Below are 17,443 nucleotides of genomic sequence, written 5' to 3'. Positions count from 1 at the left end.
CAAAAGACACGCTAAAAATGCTGTCCACAGGATGAAAATCACTTTTTGGGGTGACAAAAAGTTTCAAACTGTTACAGTCTTGTGACTAGCCGAATTTCGGCACTGACGAGCATGACCGGGTTTCGCATTTTGCGGGGTCGTTTAAATCAGGAGCAGACTTTGACAAGCGTTGCACCAGCCAATGACAACCGAAAGATCAGCGACGGATTTTTTCCGCTCGTCGTGTTTCTCGTGGTCACCGAAATTGCGGCAACAGTGCTGCTGACTTTGCCAAATTGGTATTGAAACCGGAACCCACCCAAGCCAATGTTTCCATCCTGCCTTTGCTGGCAGGGCTGATTATTATTTTTATGATTGCCGGGGCGCTCATCGCCTGATCCAACCTTATTTCCCAAGCGCTACGGCGCTTTTGTTCCACATTCAAATCGTTCTTCTTATCAACCAATTGGGATAACACGAGCTTGGGCTTCGTGATAATCTCAACTTCATTGAAGTGATTTGTCGCAGCCGGTTTTGGGTAGAGTGGCGACATGGAGGTCATAATGAAATTCGCAACGGGATTTGTCCTTGCGCTTGTTCTTTTCGTTGCCGGCTGCCAGACGATAACGCCGGAAGAGCGCCGCGCCATTGATAGCAGAACCTGCTCTTCCTATGGCTTCAAGCCGAAGTCAGAAGCTTTTGCGCGCTGCCTGCTTGACCTCGAACTTGACCGCCGTGCCACCAGCCGGGCCCAGTTTGACGACATGCGTTTTAACAATCCGCCCATTATTTTCTATGGCGGCCGCCATTATCGCTGGTAAAGGGCAATTCGGGGACAACGCTGTCCCTTGACGGGTTTTGAAACTTCACGAGAAGTGCGTGAAAAATTTCGGCACCCGAAAAAACACAGACGACTGATGAGGGACACTATTCATGCGAAGCCTGTTTTTTGCCGTGGCAATGGTTGCGGGACTGATGGCTGCTGACAGCCAGGCGCAAGAGACGCCGGTTGTTAACACCGTTGCACCCGATGCCAGTTCGCAGACCCTCCCCCGCGTGTCCAATCAGGATGCCGCATCCGCAAGGCTTAGAAAAAATCGCCCTGCCAAGCGCTCCTACGCCCGCGAAGAAAGCAGGCGGCAATTGACGGCCGAATATAATCGCCGCGCCCGGGTTTTTGGCCGCGCCAGTGCTGATCGCTGGCTGGCTATCCAGCGTCAGTAAATCGCTTTTGCATCCATACTATCGTTTACCAGTTCATCCCCGCCGGGTGAGCTGGCCTGTATTATCTGTCTGATATTGACAAATGAACGCGGTTTGCAGGATTATTCGACTGCTGCGTAGGGCGCATCGACATTTGAACTTTCTGGATGAAGTTCCTGGGGTCGAAAGGGCAATGCCCACCTGTCTCACATGACAATGGTTGCGCCTATGCCGAATCTCGAGAACATCAGGAAACAGGCCAAGCAATATTTGCGTTGGCACCGTGAACGATATTATCCCGTCGCCGCTGAAATCCGGGCAAACCTGCCCCGCTTCCAGCATCTCGATGATAGCGGGATATTGGACGCAAGTTTCAAGCTCAGCGATGCGCAGGAACTCGTCGCACGGCAGATGGGATTCGAGGGATGGCAGGCGCTCAAATCAGGAGCCCAAAGCATGAGCAGCCACAGCAAACAATCCGCACCACGCCCGGTCCTCAGTTCAACCTCGGCACAGCTCTTTGTCGCCGATATCAAGACCTCGTGCGATTTCTTCACTGAAAAACTCGGTTTCACCGTCGATTTTGTTCACGGTGAACCGCCCTTCTATGGGCAGGTGATCCGTGACCGGGCGCAACTCGCCCTGCGGCTGGTGTGTGAACCCGTCTTTGTCGGCAATATTCGAAAACGCGAACATTTGCTTTCCGCCTCCATTGCGGTTGATACCGCCGACGAGATCAAACATCTGTTCCTCGATTTCCAAGCTGCCGATGTGCCGTTTCATCAGACCTTGAAGAAAGAGCCGTGGGGTGCGCGAAACTTCATCGTGCTTGACCCCGACGGCAATCTCATCCTGTTTGCGGGTCCGGCGGAATAGGCTTTAGCGAACCCAGACGACCCGGCGTGTGCGCGTATCAACCAGCGCCGGACCACCATCCACATAGATATAGGCATAGCGCGGCTGGGAAGGTACCGGAGCCAGATCAACATCATCGGGCACAATGGCGCCTGTCGTGATGTCATCAATGGCGACAGTATCAACGGGATTCTGCTCGACATAGGTGATGACATCATCGGGAACTGGACCATCGCGGCTATCGGAGAGATAGACGACTTCGCGATTCTCCAGCGAAACGATCACGGGGCGGCCATCCACATAGATATAGCCATAGCCCGGACTGTCGGGAATGGGCCTGACGGTAACAGTCTGCGGCACCACATAGCCTTGCGACAGTTCACCATCGATCACCACCGGATCAGACGGGTGAGCTATGACATAGTCGCGGGCAGGCTGTGGAACCTCGACATAAACCTTGTCCTGCGCCAATGCGAAACCGCTTGTGGCTAAAAATGCCGATGCGGTGAGTATAAGAACCTTGTTCATTGTTCTGCCTCTCTCTGTTGCTTTTCTTCGCCCCAGCACAGGGAAAACCCCAAAAAACGGAGTTTGGTTCCGTAAAAAGAGCCGGGCAAAGGCCTGTCAGGCGAGAGAAGGCCGGAAAAATCGGCCCAATTTCACAGCTTGTTGTTTTGTCAACGGCGCGTTTCTGCTGATGTAAGGAACTGAACAATCAGGGAAAATGAACGGCGTGATGAAATTTCCATGGAACGACCGGGCAGGCAAACTGTCGGTCCTAAAAATTGCGGCCCTGATTGCCGCTTTTATTCCGCTTGTGTTCATCACCACGGGCTACAAGACCAATATTCTGGGGCCACGGCCAATCACCGAAGCCATCCACCAGACCGGCGACTGGGCTATCCGTTTCTTTCTCATTTCACTTGCGGTCACGCCGCTGCGCCACATTACCCGCTGGAACAGGCTTATTCTGATCCGCCGCATTCTCGGCCTGACGGCGCTTGCCTATGCCGCCCTGCATTTCTCGCTTTATATCGTTGACCAGAACTGGAACCTGCTAAGGGTCGCCAGCGAGATTTGGCTGCGCATCTATCTGCTGATCGGCTTCACCACCCTGCTTGGGCTGACTGCGCTCGGTATTACGTCCACAGACGGCATGATCCGGCGAATGGGTAAAAACTGGAACCGGCTGCACAGCCTCGCCTATCCGCTGGCGGCGCTGGGTGTCCTGCACTTCTTCATGCAATCCAAAGCAGATGTCACGCAGGCGACGCTGATGGCGGGGTTTCTTATCGCTCTTCTGCTCTATCGCTTCGCCCATGCGCGGGGTTTTCCGCTTTCCTCCGTCTGGACCCTTTTGGTTGTAGCGGTGTTGGCAGCAGTTGGGACAGCGCTCGCCGAATATCTGTGGTTCGCACTTGCAACGAAAATTCCGCCGACGCGGGTGCTCTTCGCCAACCTGTCCTTCTCCTATTCAATCCGTCCCATGTGGTGGATATTGATGGCGGCACTGCTTCCAGCCCTATGGGTCGGCATAAAACCAGTGACTCATTCACAAAGCCGCAAACTCAATCCTCTGGCGCAGAAATAAGAGACAGGTTTTGCTTTTCACCGCCGGAAAAAATGATATCGCTGTGGCCATGGAACCGCAGCTTACTCCCCTGATTGAATCGCTCCCCTCCACCGTGCCGTTTGTCGGCCCTGAGACATTGGAGCGCAAACGCAACCGGCCATTTCGCGCGCGTCTTGGCGCCAATGAGAATGGCTTTGGACCGGCACCATCCGTCATCTCAGCCATGCGGGATGCCGCGCCTGATGTCTGGAAATACTGCGATCCTGAGAATTTCGATCTGAAGGCAGCGCTCGCCGCGCATCTTGCTGCTGCACCCGGTGCTATAGCACCTGGCAATGTGGTGGTGGGCGAAGGGGTTGATACGTTGCTGGGGCTGACGGTGCGCCAATATGTGCGCGAGGGGACACCGGTTGTCACATCGCTCGGCGCCTATCCGACCTTCAATTTCCATGTGGCGGGCTTTGGCGGGCGGCTTGTTACTGTGCCCTACCGGAACGACCATGAAGATCTCGATGCATTGCTCGACGCGGTGCGCCGGGAAAAAGCGCCGCTGGTTTATTTCTCCAACCCGGATAATCCGATGGGGACATGGCATGAAGCTCCCGAGATCGAAGCCTTTATCGCCGCCTTGCCCGAAACCACCATGCTGATTCTCGACGAGGCCTATGGCGAAACCGCTCCGGCCTCGGCCCTGCCCGCTATCGACATCTCGCGGCCCAATGTCCTGCGGATGCGGACATTCTCCAAAGCTTATGGTTTGGCGGGTATGCGCTGCGGCTATGCCATCGGCGCTGCAAGCCAGATCACGGCATTTGATAAAATCCGCAATCATTTCGGCATGAACCGCATGGTGCAGATTGCCGCCCTCGCCGCTCTCGAAGACCAAAATTACCTCCGTGAGGTGGTGGCGCGCATCATAGCGGGCCGCGACCGTATCGCAGCCATCGCCGCACAGAACGGCCTTGCCGCCATTCCCTCCGCCACCAATTTTGTCACCATTGATTGCGGTCGCGATGGCGCCTATGCCGCCAATATCCTCAATGGCCTTATTGAGCGCGACATTTTCGTCCGCAAGCCCATGGCGCCGATGCTTGACCGCTGCATTCGTGTCAGTGTGGGACTCGACGAGGAACTCGACCTGTTTGAAGAGAAGCTCGCCGAGACTTTGGCCGCATTGAAATAGGCTGCGGGCCTATATCGACATAAGGTCAGGATGATACTGACGCAGGATGGAAACAAATATGGCAATCGATGGTGACAACACTCCGCGCGCAACCCGGCAGCACGACACTTACCGCCCCGATATCAACCGGATATTCGCCGCTCTCGGCGGGTTGATCGGCGCAGCGGGTATTGCCGCCTATGCGGGCGCTGCCCACAGTGCCAGCCCGCATCTTGGCACCATCGCGCCTATCCTGTTCATCCATGCGCCAGCATTTCTCGCACTCGCAGTCCTCGCCAAGATCAACCGTGCGGCTTATTTTGGCGGCCTTGTGCTGCTGCTGGGCCTTATGCTTTTCATCGGCGACCTCGCCTCGCGTGATATTACCGGCGACCGTCTTTTCCCCGGCGCAGCACCCGTCGGCGGCACGCTCCTTATTCTCGGCTGGCTCATCATTGCCGCAACGGGATTTCGAGCGTTCGATTTCAGGAAGTAAGTCCCCTCAATGGGCCCCCACAGGCTCCCGCTCCAACACCAGACCTGATCCGATCAATGAGGTCTTGCAGATCAGGTCTTGCCCTTCAACTTGTCATTGCAGAGCTTGTAATAGCCGCCGCCCTTTTGAATCCATTTGGTGCCACCCAGCGCATTATTGTCCTTGTTGATGTGATATTGCTCCAGACATGTGTGCATGCGCGCCTTGGCCGGTTTCTCCGTAGAAAATTTGCTTGAAACAGCTGATGGAAACACAAGTGATTTCGTATCACCCGCAGCTTGGACATCTTTCGCAGCAGCATCCGCTTTTGTCTCGCTGACAGCCGCGTCGCTCTCCGGCGCGGGTGTAGCGGATATGTCCTTCGCACATTGCTGCTTGCGAAAATCGTTCCAGCTTGACGCACTTCCCGCCGCCTGCGCGGCTTTATATTTTAGGCTGCACTCTTTCATGGAAATGGCCTGCGCCGGCATGCCCCATGCCAGCAGAACAATTGCGGCGACCAGCGCAGGTACTCGTTTTTTGAATTCTGAACCACCCATGAGTTTCAACTCTCATTTTGTAAAAAACATCATTTAATCAAATGCATATCGAAAACTGGCAATACATTGAATCTAGCTGTTTTTGATTTCGATTGCTACAGGGTGTGTCTCATCACTTCGTTTAACACCGCTCGTCCCCCAGTTGTGGAAACCATACTGCCAGTTGAATTTACCGCTTGAATGAATTGAACGTTCGTTTTATTAACTGACCATGGCGAGGACAATCGGCTCAGACGGGGAAAAGACGCAGGCAGCGATTCACATCGCTGCACGACGGCTTATCGCGAGGATGGGTTATGAGGCCATGTCCATGCGCCAGCTTGCGGAAAAGGTTGGTGTGCAGCCCGCCGCGCTCTATCGTTATCACCCCACCAAGCAGGAACTGCTTTTTGCCGTGATGCGCGACCATATGGACCGGCTGCTGGCTGCCTGGCGGGACGAAAGCCAGAGCCTCGCCACGCCGCTCGATCGCCTTGCTGCCTTTATCCGCTTCCACATCCGCTATCACGTGGAACGGCGGGATGATGTGCACATCGCCAATATGGAACTGCGCAGCCTGCAGGGCGAAAAACTGGCCGTTCTGGTGGAGCTGCGCGCGATCTATGAAAACGAACTGAGGCTGATTCTCGACTCGGGCAGCCAATCTGGTCAATTTGATATTGATGACATTCCACTGACGACCCGGGCCATCATTGCGATGACCACGGGCGTGAATGTCTGGTTTCGCCCTGACGACAGGCTTACTGTCACGCAGATTGCGGAAAAATACGTCACTATGGGATTGCGCCTTGTTGGCGCCAAATAATTCGCGACAAAGGACATGGGAGATTGGAATGTATCAGTCAGGTCTGAGATTTGGACTTTCAGAAGATCTCGAAGCTCTGCGGGAGACAGTGCATCGGTTTGCGCAGGAAAGAATTGCGCCGCTCGCCGCTGAAACAGACCGGACCAACCAGTTCCCTGCACATCTCTGGCAGGAAATGGGCGCACTTGGTCTGCTCGGCATGACGGCGAACCCGGATTTCGGCGGCTCAGGCCTTGGCTATCTCGCCCACGCCATTGCGGTGGAAGAGATTTCCCGCGCTTCCGCCTCTGTCGGGCTTTCCTATGGCGCGCACTCCAACCTTTGCGTCAATCAGATCAACCGCTGGGGTACGGACGAGCAGAAGGCAAAATACCTGCCAAAGCTCTGTTCGGGCGAGCATGTGGGTTCGCTGGCCATGTCGGAACCCGGAGCCGGTTCCGATGTCGTGTCGATGAAGCTGCGCGCCGAAAAGAAGAACGACCGCTATGTGCTGAATGGCAACAAGATGTGGATCACCAACGGTCCCGATGCCAGCACGCTTGTGGTCTATGCCAAGACAGACCCTGCGGCGGGCTCGCGCGGCATGACCGCGTTTCTCGTCGAAAAAGGGTTCAAAGGTTTCAGCACGGCGCAAAAACTCGACAAGCTGGGCATGCGCGGCTCGAACACTTGCGAGCTGGTGTTTGAGGATTGCGAGATACCGTATGAGAACGTACTTGGCGAAGAAGGTCAGGGCGTGCGCATTCTGATGTCCGGGCTTGATTATGAGCGCGTGGTGCTTGCCGGTGGACCAATCGGCATCATGGCTGCCTGTCTCGACGTGGTGGTGCCTTACGTGCATGAACGCAAGCAGTTCGGCCAGCCGATTGGCGAATTCCAGCTGATGCAGGGCAAGCTTGCCGATATGTATACGACGATGAACGCCTCGCGCGCTTATGTCTATGCGGTGGCGGCTGCCTGCGACCGCGGCGAGACAACACGCAAAGATGCTGCGGGCTGCATTCTCTATGCGGCGGAAAAAGCCACATGGTGTGCGCTGGAGGCCATTCAGGCGCTCGGCGGCAATGGCTACATCAATGACTACCCGACGGGCCGTCTGCTGCGCGATGCCAAGCTTTATGAGATTGGCGCGGGCACCAGCGAAATCCGCCGTATGCTGATTGGCCGCGAAATGTTCGGCGAGAGCGCGTGAAGGCTGGCATTATCCCGGCCAATGGCAGCGCAAACGCCGAACCAAAAAGATGCATAGAAAGATGGCGAGAATCCTATGACCATACTTCAGTCCCAGATCACCACCACATCGGAGACCTTTGCCGCCAATGCGCAACGCATGCGTGCGCTTGTCGATGATATCAAGGCAAAGGCTGATCTGGTGACCCGGGGTGGCACGGATGAGGCACGCAAGCGCCATACGTCGCGCAACAAGCTTCTGCCGCGCGACCGGCTGGCGCAGTTGCTTGATCCCGGCTCGCCCTTTCTGGAAATCGGCCAGTTTGCGGCATGGGACATGTATGGTGACAATATTGCTTCCGCCGGACTGATCGCAGGGATCGGGCGCGTTTCCGGCAAGGAAGTCATGATCGTCGTCAATGACGCCACGGTCAAAGGCGGCACCTATTATCCTTTGACGGTGAAGAAGCATCTGCGCGCGCAGGAAATCGCAATGCAGAACAATCTCCCTTGCATTTATCTTGTCGATTCCGGCGGGGCGAACCTGCCAAATCAGGACGAGGTTTTTCCGGATCGCGAGCATTTCGGCCGTATCTTCTACAATCAGGCAAATATGTCCGCGGCAGGTATTCCGCAGATTGCCGTGGTCATGGGTTCCTGCACGGCTGGTGGTGCCTATGTGCCTGCCATGTCGGAAGAAACGATCATGGTGAAGGGTCAGGCAACGATCTTTCTTGCCGGGCCGCCGCTGGTAAAGGCGGCAACGGGCGAGGATGTGTCCGCAGAAGATCTTGGTGGCGCTGAGGTCCACACGCGCGAATCCGGCGTGGCTGATCACTATGCCATGGATGATGCCCATGCGCTGGCGATTGCGCGGCGCATCGTTGGAAACCTGAATCGAAAGAAGGAGATAGGCCTCGACCTTCGCAAGTCGATTCCACCTCTTTACGATCCACATGAACTCTATGGCATTGTGCCCACCGATCTGCGCCAGCCCTATGATGTGCGCGAGGTGATTGCCCGTGTGGTGGATGGTTCCGAATTTGACGAGTTCAAACAGAATTACGGCACCAGCCTGATCACCGGTTTTGCCCATCTCTACGGTATGCCAGTTGGTATCATCGCGAATAATGGCGTGCTGTTTTCCGAGAGCGCCTTGAAGGGTACGCATTTCATTGAGCTGTGTACCCAGCGCGGCATTCCGCTTGTGTTTTTGCAGAACATCACCGGCTTCATGGTTGGACGCTCCTATGAGGCGGGCGGTATCGCCAAGGACGGTGCCAAGCTTGTCACAGCGGTCGCCACCGCGCGCGTGCCAAAGGTGACGATGATCCTTGGCGGCTCCTTCGGTGCTGGCAATTACGGCATGTGCGGGCGCGCCTTCTCGCCGCGCTTCCTGTGGATGTGGCCCAACGCCCGCATTTCCGTCATGGGCGGTGAACAGGCGGCAACGGTGCTGGCACTGGTCAAGCGCGATGGTATCGAACGCAAAGGCGGCGACTGGGCTGCTGAAGAGGAAGCAGCCTTCCGCGCGCCGATCCTTGAAAAATACGAACGCGAAGGCCACCCGCTCTATTCGTCAGCCCGTCTCTGGGATGATGGGATCATCGACCCGGCGAAAACCCGCGAAGTGCTCGCCCTTTCGCTTTCCGCAGCCCTGAATGCACCTGTGGAGGACACCAAATTCGGTGTCTTCAGGATGTAAGGAGAAAAATCATGACAAGAATGTTCTCCAGAATCCTCATCGCCAATCGTGGTGAAATTGCCTGCCGGGTCATCCGTACCGCGCAGAAGATGGGCGTTGGCACGGTTGCCGTCTATTCCGATGCCGATGCCAATGCGCTGCATGTGGCCATGGCGGACGAGGCTGTCCATATTGGCGGCTCCTCCGTATCGGAAAGCTATTTGCGCGCCGACCGTATCATTCAGGCAGCCATCGACACGGGCGCGGAAGCCATTCATCCGGGCTATGGGTTCCTGTCGGAAAACCCGGGATTTGTCGATGCGGTGGTCAAGGCCGGGCTCGTCTTTATCGGTCCCTCGGCGGACTCGATTCGGGCCATGGGTCTGAAGGATGCAGCCAAACGACTGATGGAAAAGGCCGGGGTGCCTGTTGTTCCCGGCTATCATGGCGAAGCGCAGGAACTGGTTGTTCTGGCTTCCAAGGCGCGCGAGATCGGCTATCCCGTATTGATCAAGGCCCGCGCCGGTGGCGGCGGCAAGGGGATGCGCAAGGTCGACAACCCCGAGGATTTTGCCGAAGCGCTGGGCAGTGCGCGGCGCGAAGCCAAGAGCGCCTTTGGTGATGACCGTGTGCTTGTTGAAAAATACGTCTCCAAGCCACGCCATATCGAAGTGCAGGTGTTTGGCGACAATCACGGCAATGCTGTTCATCTCTATGAGCGTGACTGCTCGTTGCAGCGCCGCCACCAGAAGGTGATCGAAGAAGCCCCTGCCCCTGATATTACCGTGGAAATGCGTGCGGCGATGACTGCGGCTGCGGTGAAAGCGGCCAAGGCTATCAACTATTCCGGTGCTGGTACGATCGAGTTTATCGTTGATGCCAGCCAAGGGCTGCGGGCTGATGGCTTCTGGTTCATGGAAATGAATACACGCTTGCAGGTGGAACATCCTGTAACGGAAATGATCACCGGGCTTGATCTGGTCGAATGGCAATTGCGGGTTGCGGCGGGTGAACCCTTGCCGCTGACGCAGAAGCAGATCCCGCTCAACGGCCATGCGGTGGAAGCGCGGCTTTATGCGGAAGACCCGGCCAAGGGCTTTTTGCCTGCCATCGGCACCCTGCATCACCTGACTTTTCCAGCAACTGTTGCGGAAGGCATTGTGCGCATCGAAACCGGTGTGCGCCCTGACGATACGATCTCGCCCTATTACGATCCGATGATCGCCAAGATTGTCGTACACGCGAAGGATCGTCCGGCAGCGCTGCGCGCCATGGAAGATGCACTGTTGCAGACGGAGATTGCGGGTACAGTCACCAATGCGGCATTTCTGGCAGCACTGGTGCGGCACGAAGGCTTTGCGGCTGGCGACGTGGATACGGGTCTTATCGACCGCGATCTTCATAGCCTCGTTGTTCCCGTGGCAATGCCGGCAGGAGCCAAAGAACTGGCTGTCCTGCATGCCAGTGGGCTTCTGACAAAGATTGCATCTGATGACCCTTGGACGGCGCTGCGCGGTTATAGCCACCACGCGCGCTCCCACTATCCGGTGACGCTGGGTGAACCCGGCACATCTGATGCACCCGGTCAGACAACCCGCTATGGCGTTGCGGTTCTCAGCGATGATCGCTTTGAAGTTGCGACACCAGATACTGCCGTTGAACTGCGCGTCCGGCGCAGTGGCGAAAGCTGGCACATCACGGGCAAGGGTATCAACCTGACAGCCAAGACAGCAGCGATACCGCAAGGGGTTGCCGTGATTGCGCGGGGTGTGGTGGCAACGTTCGCGCTCATCGATCCACTCCAGCGGGCCGATGAAGCAGGCGGCGCGGGCGACCGATTGATCGCGCCAATGCCTGGTCTGGTAAAATCCGTTCGTGCAGCGGCGGGCGATCTGGTGAAGAAAGGCCAGATACTTCTGGTTCTGGAAGCCATGAAGATGGAGCATACCATCACCGCACCGCATGACGGTAAAATCGCTGAAATCGTCAAAGAAGGGGCGCAGGTGAAGGAAAAGACGGCTCTGGTTCGCTTTGAAGAACTTGAAACTGCCGAGTTGACCAATAAGTGAAGCAGAAATGACAAATAGCCATGCTAGTCATATGTCGTGACCAGCACCGTTCGCGTGCCCAAGACGGAAGCGTATCCCGTTTATCGTAGAGGAGATCGACCATGGCTAACAAATCACTGCAGACGATCAAGCGAGCCCCCACAGCAACGCCCAGCGATCTGGGCACAGAGGCAACACGCGATATCGCAGCGGCTGTCAATGCGCTGCTTGCCGATACCTTTGCGCTCTATATGAAAACAAAGAATTTCCATTGGCACATGAGCGGACCGCATTTTCGCGATTATCACCTGATGCTGGACGAGCAAGCCGCGCAAATCTTCGATATGACCGACGTTCTGGCGGAACGGGTCCGCAAGATCGGCGGCACGACGCTGCGCTCCATCGGGCAAATCTCCGCGCAGCAACGCCTGCTTGATAATGACGCGAATTTCGTCACGCCAGAAGATATGCTGGCGGAACTGCGCGACGACACAAGAACCTTTATTGGCTATCTCCGGCAGGTGCATGAACTTTGCGACGAATATCACGATAGCGCCACCACGAGCATCATCGAGAATTACATCGATGAATCGGAACGCCGCCATTGGTTCCTGTTCGAAGCAACCCGTACCGGACCGGCGGGAGTCTGATTTTCCTGGAGGCTGATTATTGAATGGGTGTTTGAACTCCAACGCGTCAAGCAGTTGGAGTTCAGGCCGTCTCAGTCATTGGCCTTGGTCATTTTTGCACGCTTGGCACGGCTTTGTGTATCGGCAATAAGCCCCTCAACGGCGGAGATATTCAGAGCCAAAGTTGCTATTTTCCTCAATGTATTATTGTCAGGAAATGCATTGGTCTTTGCAGTCAAGACTATCAACTCTTTTTGAGCATCGCTCAACTTTGATAATAACTCTCCAAGCTCGTCCTGCATAACTTCCCCGTAATTTTCAAGAATCAGAAAATTCCACAAACCGTTTACTTAACTGATATTTCAGCCTTCGCAACCCCACAGAGTTGTGAAATATTGCACATAAAACCATATTACCTCAAAACAATGATCACATTTTTCATGATAAATTTTATCATGAAAAATTGCTATACTTCGAATAGCAAGGTCACATCGCCTCAAAAACCGAATAGTACATTATGCGAAATCTTCATACAAAAAGCGCCACTCATATTTAAACTTTAAGTTATTTAAATTAATTCAAATATGAATCATATTTACTACGAACAATGAAAGTATCAATTCGTCCGTATAGCGCTTTTGGAAGCTCCCTCCTGACTTGGATTCAATAATTCCTGCATACTGACTTACCATTCGTCCGACATGCTCACTCGCCTTCGCCACTGGCCAAACTAGCGGAGAGGTTGCAATTAGTACGACAATCTCGTCCTGATTGCGTCAATAATGTGGAGATGTCGAAGAAAGTGATGCGTAAAACGCATAGCTTTACAGACCAATCATCGGGTCCAAAAGCGTGCCAGAAATGCCAATATTTGCTTCGAACGGTAGCAGCGCAGGATGTCTGCCACGGTCTGACGCGTCACCCCTGCATCCTGCAGCAGGTGTTCGCCCGGTTTGCGCTGTAAAGTCTGCAATTGGCGAACGTCCCGGTCTGCGGCTTTCCAGACTTTCCAAAGATTTGAAAATAAAGGGAAAACGGACATTGTGCATTTCCAGCATGACGAATAGGCACAATGCTTGATCCAATCGTTGACATATATCAAACGAATAGAAATTATGCCTGTCATTCGAAATTTTGATCACGGGTGTAGCCATAAATCCTCCTCTCGACAGTGATCTGCTCCGCACATTTCTGGCGGTGGCCACCACAGGCAATGTTACACGCGCCGCGGAGAAAATCGGGCGGACGCAATCGGCGGTGAGTATCCAGATCAAACGACTTGAGGAAGTGCTGGGCGAAAGTGTTTTCGAGCGCGGTTCACGCGGCGTCACTCTGACACCTCAGGGCCAGACATTGCTCGTCAATGCCAACCGCATTGTCGGTCTGCTGGATGAGACCATGGCGTCAATCAGAGCCAAACCGCTTGGTGGACCGGTGCGGATCGGCCTTCCTGAAGAATATGGCTATACGGTACTGCCTCGCGCGCTTGCGGCCTTTGCCAGCCAGCACCCGCAGGTACAGGTGACGGTCAAATGCGACTATTCGGCAAAACAGATGGCCGCCCTTGAGGCGGATGAGTTGGATCTGGCTGTGATTTTCAACTGGGAGCCGCCAACAATAGGCGAAGTGCTGTTTGTCGATCCAACTGTCTGGGTCACGTCGGAAGTGCATTGCGTGCATGAAATTACGCCTGTTCCCATTGCCATTTATCAACGATCTGACTGGTGCCAGAAATTCGCCATTGGGTCGCTGGACAGAAACAAGATCAATTATCGCGTGGCCTATAGCTGCGATACGGGCGGCGGTTTGAAAATAGCCGCGGTTTCGGGCCTTGCGATTGCGCCGCTGGCGCGCAGCAATATTCCACCGGGCTGCCGCGAACTGACCGAGACGGAAGGCTTTCCGGTGATCGATTCATCGAATGTGGTGCTAAGGCGCAATCCCCGGATGACAAGTCCGGCGATCGAAGGGATGGCGAAAGTTATCCGCGATGCTTTCCAGCCCATGGGGACGGCGGTTCTTTAGCGCCGTCCCTGCCTCAGGCATTTGGACTGTCGCTACTTCAGCGGCAGGAACAGTTCCGCGACCGCCTCATGCTCCGCTACCTCCGGGAAGAAGCTCAGTCGCTGGCAATAAATCGGGAAGTCGCGCGCTTCCTCGCCGCTCGCCGGAAGCCAGTCGCGATAGAGGTAGAGCGCGGCGGGCTCCAGATTATCGGTATTGCCAACGACTGATAGCACCGCACAGCGTCCGCCAGGAATCTCACCGGCTTTGATCTGTTCGCCATTCACTTCGATGGGCTGATTGGTCGCGACACAAAGGTCCATGCTATAATCGGCAGGCGACGCGGGGCGCCGCTCGGAACGCCAGACATTGAAGGTCGGGCTTGTCTTGGGGTGCAGGCCAGCGGCCCTGCGCCACGCGATGAACCGCTGAATGGTGGCGCCCAGCGCTGCCGGGTCGCCCCGGTGCTCCATGATCGCCACGGGTGTGGCAAGCACATCGCGAATTATCACGTCGTCATTGGTAAAAGTCTTCTGCATGCGTTTGCTCCTTGCTTTGTCGAGGGGCCCGAAGGCCGCAAACCACAGCTCCCAGTCGGGAGACTTACGGAACGACGAAGGCGACTGCCCGAACCGTTGCCGAAAGGCACGGGCGAAGGCATCCGGGGCATCGTAACCAGCATCCATCGCTATATCAGTGACACTTTGGGCATCCCTGTAGGCAAGCCGGTATGAAGCGCGTTTCATACGGGCAAGCTGGATATAACGATGCACGGACAACCCGAAAGTCGCCGTGAACTGCCGGTGGAAATGATATTTCGAGTAGGCCGCGACACTGCCCAGCGCGTCCAGATCCAGATTATCATCCAGATGCCGGTCTATATAGCCCAAGACCTGCTGCAGCCGGGCATGATAATTTTGAAGCGCCGCCTTCATCGTTCTGTTCTCCGTGGCAGCACCAACTAAGCGCATAGAGGCATGACGCGCTCGACCGATCTTGCGGTTTTGTCACGGGTCGCAGAATATCGCCGGGGACCGTTTACAGGTACCCCCGAATTTACGGATGAGCGGCGCGGGAATATTGGGAGTGCTTCGGCCGGGGGCGCTTATCAGTCTGCGTTTTAGTGCGAGGTCATCCATTCGCGGGCTTCGCGCATTGCCGTAGCCAGATCCACCTTGGTCATGGTCTTCACCAGTTCGGCCCGCAATTCTGCGGCGCGTTCGCTGCCCTTGATTGCAGCAATGTTGAACCATTTATGCGCAGCAACGTGATCAACTTCGCAGTCGCGGCCGGTGGCGTACATGATGCCCATCTCAAAGAGAATGTCCGTTTCCGCTGTTCCGCCGACGTGTCCGGCATCGATATTCTGAAGATCAAAGCGTGCCATTTTACCGTGTCCCTTTTTAAACCGATAAGCCCTGTTAGACTTCTGAGAACCGCCTGATTTGTTTGTTTTGGCGTGCTCTTTCGATGCTTTTGAGAATGCCACACAGCTCTCAAATTGCTGTTAAAAGGCATGATTAACTGGACCCAAACAAAACTAAAACAACTCGTAAACTTCGGAATTCATTAAATATATTGCCCCAGCAATTGCGGGCATTTGGGTCAAATTTGCTTAAAATGCAATTCTTCGATTTCAAGTCTTTGCTAACCAAAGAACAGCTTCTTTCTCCGCAAGCTGTTGAAGATCAGCCAATCGAACCTTTCCCATCCCTGCACGCCCTGGAGCAAAAAACCCTCCATTTGCCAGTGTTTGAGGCTTTCTTTCGGAATTCTTTTGAATTACGTTTACGTAAGGGACATGCAAATGGACGAGGAGAGACCCCATTTGCCGCACAACCCTTATCGGGAGGAAAATATGAATCGCAAATTTTTGTTGGCATGCGCCGGCGTCGTACTCATGGCAGGACCAGCCCTTGCCGAGGAACCAATCGTTGGTACATGGAAACGGTCGACGGGCACGCTCATCCAGTACGCATCCTGCGGTGCGGATAAGTATTGCGGCACGGTTCTGACTGGTGAGTACAAGGGCAAGTCAATCGGCGAGATGTCCGGCAAAGGCGGGTCCTACAAGGGACAGGTCAACAAGCTTGACGAAGGCAAGACCTATACAGGCAAGGCCAGCGTCAGTGGCAACACGCTGTCCTTGTCCGGCTGCGTTCTGGGTGGCCTGATCTGCAAGAGCGAAAGCATGACGCGCCAATAGTTTTCCGACTGCATATAAAACCCGCGAGGTCATTCGAGTCTCGCGGGTTTTTGTTTGCCTCAATCAGATGTGTTCAGCGACGAGGCTTGCCACTTTCTGATGGATGGCATTGCGGCTGTCAGCCGTTCCCTTCGGATCATAGAGATAGACGGTCAGCACGATTGGCTTGCGATCCGGCGGCCAGATCACCGCCACATCATTGGCCATGCCGCTATCGCTTGTCCCTGTTTTGTCGCCGACCTTCCAGTCCTTTGGCAGCCCTGCCCGCAAACGCTTGTCACCGACCTTGTTGCCGATCAGCCAATCGGCGAGCTGTTTGCGCGACTGTTCCGATAGAGCGGTGCCTAGTACAGTCTTTTCCAGATTCTCACGCATGGCAGCCGGAGTGGTCGTATCGCGTGGATCACCCGGTGTGGCTTCGTTGAGTTCGGTCTCGCGCCGGTCCAATCTGGTGATCGTGTCACCGAGGGACCGCGCATATTCGGTCAGCCCTTTTGATCCACCCAGCGCATCGAGCATCAGATTGCCAGCGGAATTGTCGCTATAGGTGATCGCCGCCTCACAAATGGCTGCAAGCGACATCCCCTCACCCACGTGTTTTTCAGTGACCGGCGAATAGTCAACGAGATCGGACTTTTTATAGGTGACAATCCGGTCGAGCTGTTCCTTCTTCTGGTCAACGCGCGCGAGAATGGCCGCTGCTGCGAAAAACTTGAACGTGCTGCACATGGCAAACAGTTCTTTCTCGCGATAGTCGATGCGCTTACCGCTGCCTGTATCGTGCGCCGAGACCCCAAGGCGCGCACCGGTTGCTTTCTCCAGATCTTTGAACGCGGCTTCGAGAGATGGACCAGTTGCCGTGTCTGCCCCCGCTGATCTCAACGACAGTGACAGCGCCGGAACAACCAGCATGGACCCAACAAGCGCAGCGCGGCGCGTAATATGACCTGACATCCCTCATCTCCATCTCCGACATAATGAATCGCAAGGCATTCCCTGCTGCGCGGAAACTGATGCCCGATATGGCGCTTTCCAAGGAAAATTTGTGACGCAAAATGGATATGCGTGGAATGTTGACGTTCATAAAATG

The 17,443-nt window shown here is 55.1% G+C and carries 20 protein-coding genes; 13 read left to right on the top strand and 7 right to left on the bottom strand.

What is annotated here, in order from left to right; translation table 11 throughout:
* Positions 1 to 235 precede the first annotated feature (235 nt).
* Positions 236 to 541: a hypothetical protein gene (locus AB4Y96_RS10895; protein WP_441917278.1), complete on the bottom strand. Its 306-nt coding sequence runs from the start codon at positions 539 to 541 to the stop codon at positions 236 to 238.
* 1 nt (position 542) lies between these two features.
* On the opposite strand from AB4Y96_RS10895, the gene AB4Y96_RS10890 reads away from it, so the two are divergent.
* From AB4Y96_RS10890 to AB4Y96_RS10880, 3 genes are all read left to right on the top strand, one after another.
* The gene (locus AB4Y96_RS10890; RefSeq protein ID WP_441917276.1) at positions 543 to 800 is read left to right on the top strand and encodes a hypothetical protein; all 258 of its coding nucleotides are present in this window, start codon (positions 543 to 545) and stop codon (positions 798 to 800) included.
* Positions 801 to 912: 112 nt separating this feature from the next.
* The gene (locus AB4Y96_RS10885) at positions 913 to 1,203 is read left to right on the top strand and encodes a hypothetical protein (protein ID WP_091880492.1); all 291 of its coding nucleotides are present in this window, start codon (positions 913 to 915) and stop codon (positions 1,201 to 1,203) included.
* Between the two features lie 207 nt (positions 1,204 to 1,410).
* The gene (locus AB4Y96_RS10880) at positions 1,411 to 2,058 is read left to right on the top strand and encodes a VOC family protein (RefSeq protein ID WP_441917274.1); all 648 of its coding nucleotides are present in this window, start codon (positions 1,411 to 1,413) and stop codon (positions 2,056 to 2,058) included.
* Positions 2,059 to 2,061: 3 nt separating this feature from the next.
* On the opposite strand, the gene AB4Y96_RS10875 is transcribed toward AB4Y96_RS10880, so the two are convergent.
* Positions 2,062 to 2,565 carry a DUF1236 domain-containing protein gene (locus AB4Y96_RS10875; RefSeq protein WP_441917273.1) on the bottom strand — a complete coding sequence of 168 codons (504 nt, stop codon included), beginning with the start codon at positions 2,563 to 2,565 and terminating at the stop codon, positions 2,062 to 2,064.
* Positions 2,566 to 2,773: 208 nt separating this feature from the next.
* On the opposite strand from AB4Y96_RS10875, the gene AB4Y96_RS10870 reads away from it, so the two are divergent.
* The 3 genes from AB4Y96_RS10870 to AB4Y96_RS10860 are packed head-to-tail and all read left to right on the top strand — an operon-like array spanning position 2,774 to position 5,268.
* A complete protein-coding gene (locus AB4Y96_RS10870; protein ID WP_441917455.1) occupies positions 2,774 to 3,628 on the top strand; it encodes a sulfite oxidase heme-binding subunit YedZ in 855 nt (284 codons plus the stop codon).
* 43 nt (positions 3,629 to 3,671) lie between these two features.
* Positions 3,672 to 4,793 carry a pyridoxal phosphate-dependent aminotransferase gene (locus tag AB4Y96_RS10865; RefSeq protein ID WP_441917454.1) on the top strand — a complete coding sequence of 374 codons (1,122 nt, stop codon included), beginning with the start codon at positions 3,672 to 3,674 and terminating at the stop codon, positions 4,791 to 4,793.
* Between the two features lie 58 nt (positions 4,794 to 4,851).
* Positions 4,852 to 5,268 (top strand): DUF423 domain-containing protein, encoded by a 417-nt coding sequence (locus AB4Y96_RS10860; RefSeq protein ID WP_441917271.1) that lies wholly within the window; start codon positions 4,852 to 4,854, stop codon positions 5,266 to 5,268.
* Positions 5,269 to 5,339: 71 nt separating this feature from the next.
* Here the strand turns inward: AB4Y96_RS10860 and AB4Y96_RS10855 are convergent, their stop codons facing one another.
* The gene (locus AB4Y96_RS10855; protein WP_441917270.1) at positions 5,340 to 5,807 is read right to left on the bottom strand and encodes a hypothetical protein; all 468 of its coding nucleotides are present in this window, start codon (positions 5,805 to 5,807) and stop codon (positions 5,340 to 5,342) included.
* A 211-nt stretch (positions 5,808 to 6,018) separates the two neighbouring features.
* On the opposite strand from AB4Y96_RS10855, the gene AB4Y96_RS10850 reads away from it, so the two are divergent.
* From AB4Y96_RS10850 to AB4Y96_RS10830, 5 genes are all read left to right on the top strand, one after another.
* Positions 6,019 to 6,612 (top strand): TetR/AcrR family transcriptional regulator, encoded by a 594-nt coding sequence (locus AB4Y96_RS10850; RefSeq protein WP_091880498.1) that lies wholly within the window; start codon positions 6,019 to 6,021, stop codon positions 6,610 to 6,612.
* A gap of 28 nt (positions 6,613 to 6,640) precedes the next feature.
* Positions 6,641 to 7,804: an isovaleryl-CoA dehydrogenase gene (locus tag AB4Y96_RS10845; protein ID WP_441917268.1), complete on the top strand. Its 1,164-nt coding sequence runs from the start codon at positions 6,641 to 6,643 to the stop codon at positions 7,802 to 7,804.
* Between the two features lie 75 nt (positions 7,805 to 7,879).
* Positions 7,880 to 9,487, top strand: coding sequence for a carboxyl transferase domain-containing protein (locus AB4Y96_RS10840; RefSeq protein WP_441917266.1), 1,608 nt, complete (start codon positions 7,880 to 7,882; stop codon positions 9,485 to 9,487).
* Between the two features lie 20 nt (positions 9,488 to 9,507).
* Positions 9,508 to 11,535: an ATP-binding protein gene (locus tag AB4Y96_RS10835; protein ID WP_441917452.1), complete on the top strand. Its 2,028-nt coding sequence runs from the start codon at positions 9,508 to 9,510 to the stop codon at positions 11,533 to 11,535.
* 101 nt (positions 11,536 to 11,636) lie between these two features.
* Entirely contained in the window at positions 11,637 to 12,164 is a 528-nt protein-coding gene (locus tag AB4Y96_RS10830) for a Dps family protein (RefSeq protein ID WP_091880504.1), read from the top strand.
* Positions 12,165 to 12,235: 71 nt separating this feature from the next.
* Here the strand turns inward: AB4Y96_RS10830 and AB4Y96_RS10825 are convergent, their stop codons facing one another.
* Entirely contained in the window at positions 12,236 to 12,445 is a 210-nt protein-coding gene (locus AB4Y96_RS10825) for a hypothetical protein (protein ID WP_091880505.1), read from the bottom strand.
* Positions 12,446 to 13,295: 850 nt separating this feature from the next.
* On the opposite strand from AB4Y96_RS10825, the gene AB4Y96_RS10820 reads away from it, so the two are divergent.
* Positions 13,296 to 14,168 carry a LysR family transcriptional regulator gene (locus tag AB4Y96_RS10820; RefSeq protein WP_441917450.1) on the top strand — a complete coding sequence of 291 codons (873 nt, stop codon included), beginning with the start codon at positions 13,296 to 13,298 and terminating at the stop codon, positions 14,166 to 14,168.
* Positions 14,169 to 14,200: 32 nt separating this feature from the next.
* Here AB4Y96_RS10820 and AB4Y96_RS10815 read toward each other — a convergent pair whose 3' ends face one another.
* Both AB4Y96_RS10815 and AB4Y96_RS10810 read right to left on the bottom strand, forming a co-directional pair.
* A complete protein-coding gene (locus tag AB4Y96_RS10815; protein WP_441917264.1) occupies positions 14,201 to 15,082 on the bottom strand; it encodes an AraC family transcriptional regulator in 882 nt (293 codons plus the stop codon).
* 185 nt (positions 15,083 to 15,267) lie between these two features.
* Complete coding sequence (locus AB4Y96_RS10810) at positions 15,268 to 15,534, bottom strand: sel1 repeat family protein (protein ID WP_112523229.1); 267 nt, start codon at positions 15,532 to 15,534, stop codon at positions 15,268 to 15,270.
* Positions 15,535 to 16,005: 471 nt separating this feature from the next.
* On the opposite strand from AB4Y96_RS10810, the gene AB4Y96_RS10805 reads away from it, so the two are divergent.
* Positions 16,006 to 16,353: a DUF2147 domain-containing protein gene (locus AB4Y96_RS10805; protein ID WP_441917262.1), complete on the top strand. Its 348-nt coding sequence runs from the start codon at positions 16,006 to 16,008 to the stop codon at positions 16,351 to 16,353.
* 63 nt (positions 16,354 to 16,416) lie between these two features.
* Here the strand turns inward: AB4Y96_RS10805 and bla are convergent, their stop codons facing one another.
* Positions 16,417 to 17,307 carry a class A beta-lactamase gene (bla, locus tag AB4Y96_RS10800; protein ID WP_441917261.1) on the bottom strand — a complete coding sequence of 297 codons (891 nt, stop codon included), beginning with the start codon at positions 17,305 to 17,307 and terminating at the stop codon, positions 16,417 to 16,419.
* Between the last annotated feature and the right edge of the window lie 136 nt (positions 17,308 to 17,443).

It is taken from the genome of Phyllobacterium sp. TAF24, assembly GCF_052113785.1.
In the GTDB taxonomy this organism is placed as follows: domain Bacteria; phylum Pseudomonadota; class Alphaproteobacteria; order Rhizobiales; family Rhizobiaceae; genus Phyllobacterium.
This window is presented reverse-complemented; position numbering and strand designations above follow the sequence as displayed.

What these genes read in the sequence shown, in the direction of transcription:
- AB4Y96_RS10850 (WP_091880498.1), top strand. Translation starts at nt 6,019, where the DNA reads ATGGCGAGGACAATCGGCTCAGACGGGGAAAAGACGCAGGCAGCGATT.
- AB4Y96_RS10895 (WP_441917278.1), bottom strand. Translation starts at nt 541, where the DNA reads ATGACCTCCATGTCGCCACTCTACCCAAAACCGGCTGCGACAAATCAC.
- AB4Y96_RS10875 (WP_441917273.1), bottom strand. Translation starts at nt 2,565, where the DNA reads ATGAACAAGGTTCTTATACTCACCGCATCGGCATTTTTAGCCACAAGC.
- AB4Y96_RS10815 (WP_441917264.1), bottom strand. Translation starts at nt 15,082, where the DNA reads ATGAAGGCGGCGCTTCAAAATTATCATGCCCGGCTGCAGCAGGTCTTG.
- AB4Y96_RS10830 (WP_091880504.1), top strand. Translation starts at nt 11,637, where the DNA reads ATGGCTAACAAATCACTGCAGACGATCAAGCGAGCCCCCACAGCAACG.
- AB4Y96_RS10890 (WP_441917276.1), top strand. Translation starts at nt 543, where the DNA reads ATGAAATTCGCAACGGGATTTGTCCTTGCGCTTGTTCTTTTCGTTGCC.
- AB4Y96_RS10840 (WP_441917266.1), top strand. Translation starts at nt 7,880, where the DNA reads ATGACCATACTTCAGTCCCAGATCACCACCACATCGGAGACCTTTGCC.
- AB4Y96_RS10855 (WP_441917270.1), bottom strand. Translation starts at nt 5,807, where the DNA reads ATGGGTGGTTCAGAATTCAAAAAACGAGTACCTGCGCTGGTCGCCGCA.
- AB4Y96_RS10805 (WP_441917262.1), top strand. Translation starts at nt 16,006, where the DNA reads ATGAATCGCAAATTTTTGTTGGCATGCGCCGGCGTCGTACTCATGGCA.
- AB4Y96_RS10870 (WP_441917455.1), top strand. Translation starts at nt 2,774, where the DNA reads ATGAAATTTCCATGGAACGACCGGGCAGGCAAACTGTCGGTCCTAAAA.
- bla (WP_441917261.1), bottom strand. Translation starts at nt 17,307, where the DNA reads ATGTCAGGTCATATTACGCGCCGCGCTGCGCTTGTTGGGTCCATGCTG.
- AB4Y96_RS10810 (WP_112523229.1), bottom strand. Translation starts at nt 15,534, where the DNA reads ATGGCACGCTTTGATCTTCAGAATATCGATGCCGGACACGTCGGCGGA.
- AB4Y96_RS10845 (WP_441917268.1), top strand. Translation starts at nt 6,641, where the DNA reads ATGTATCAGTCAGGTCTGAGATTTGGACTTTCAGAAGATCTCGAAGCT.
- AB4Y96_RS10860 (WP_441917271.1), top strand. Translation starts at nt 4,852, where the DNA reads ATGGCAATCGATGGTGACAACACTCCGCGCGCAACCCGGCAGCACGAC.
- AB4Y96_RS10885 (WP_091880492.1), top strand. Translation starts at nt 913, where the DNA reads ATGCGAAGCCTGTTTTTTGCCGTGGCAATGGTTGCGGGACTGATGGCT.
- AB4Y96_RS10835 (WP_441917452.1), top strand. Translation starts at nt 9,508, where the DNA reads ATGTTCTCCAGAATCCTCATCGCCAATCGTGGTGAAATTGCCTGCCGG.
- AB4Y96_RS10880 (WP_441917274.1), top strand. Translation starts at nt 1,411, where the DNA reads ATGCCGAATCTCGAGAACATCAGGAAACAGGCCAAGCAATATTTGCGT.
- AB4Y96_RS10825 (WP_091880505.1), bottom strand. Translation starts at nt 12,445, where the DNA reads ATGCAGGACGAGCTTGGAGAGTTATTATCAAAGTTGAGCGATGCTCAA.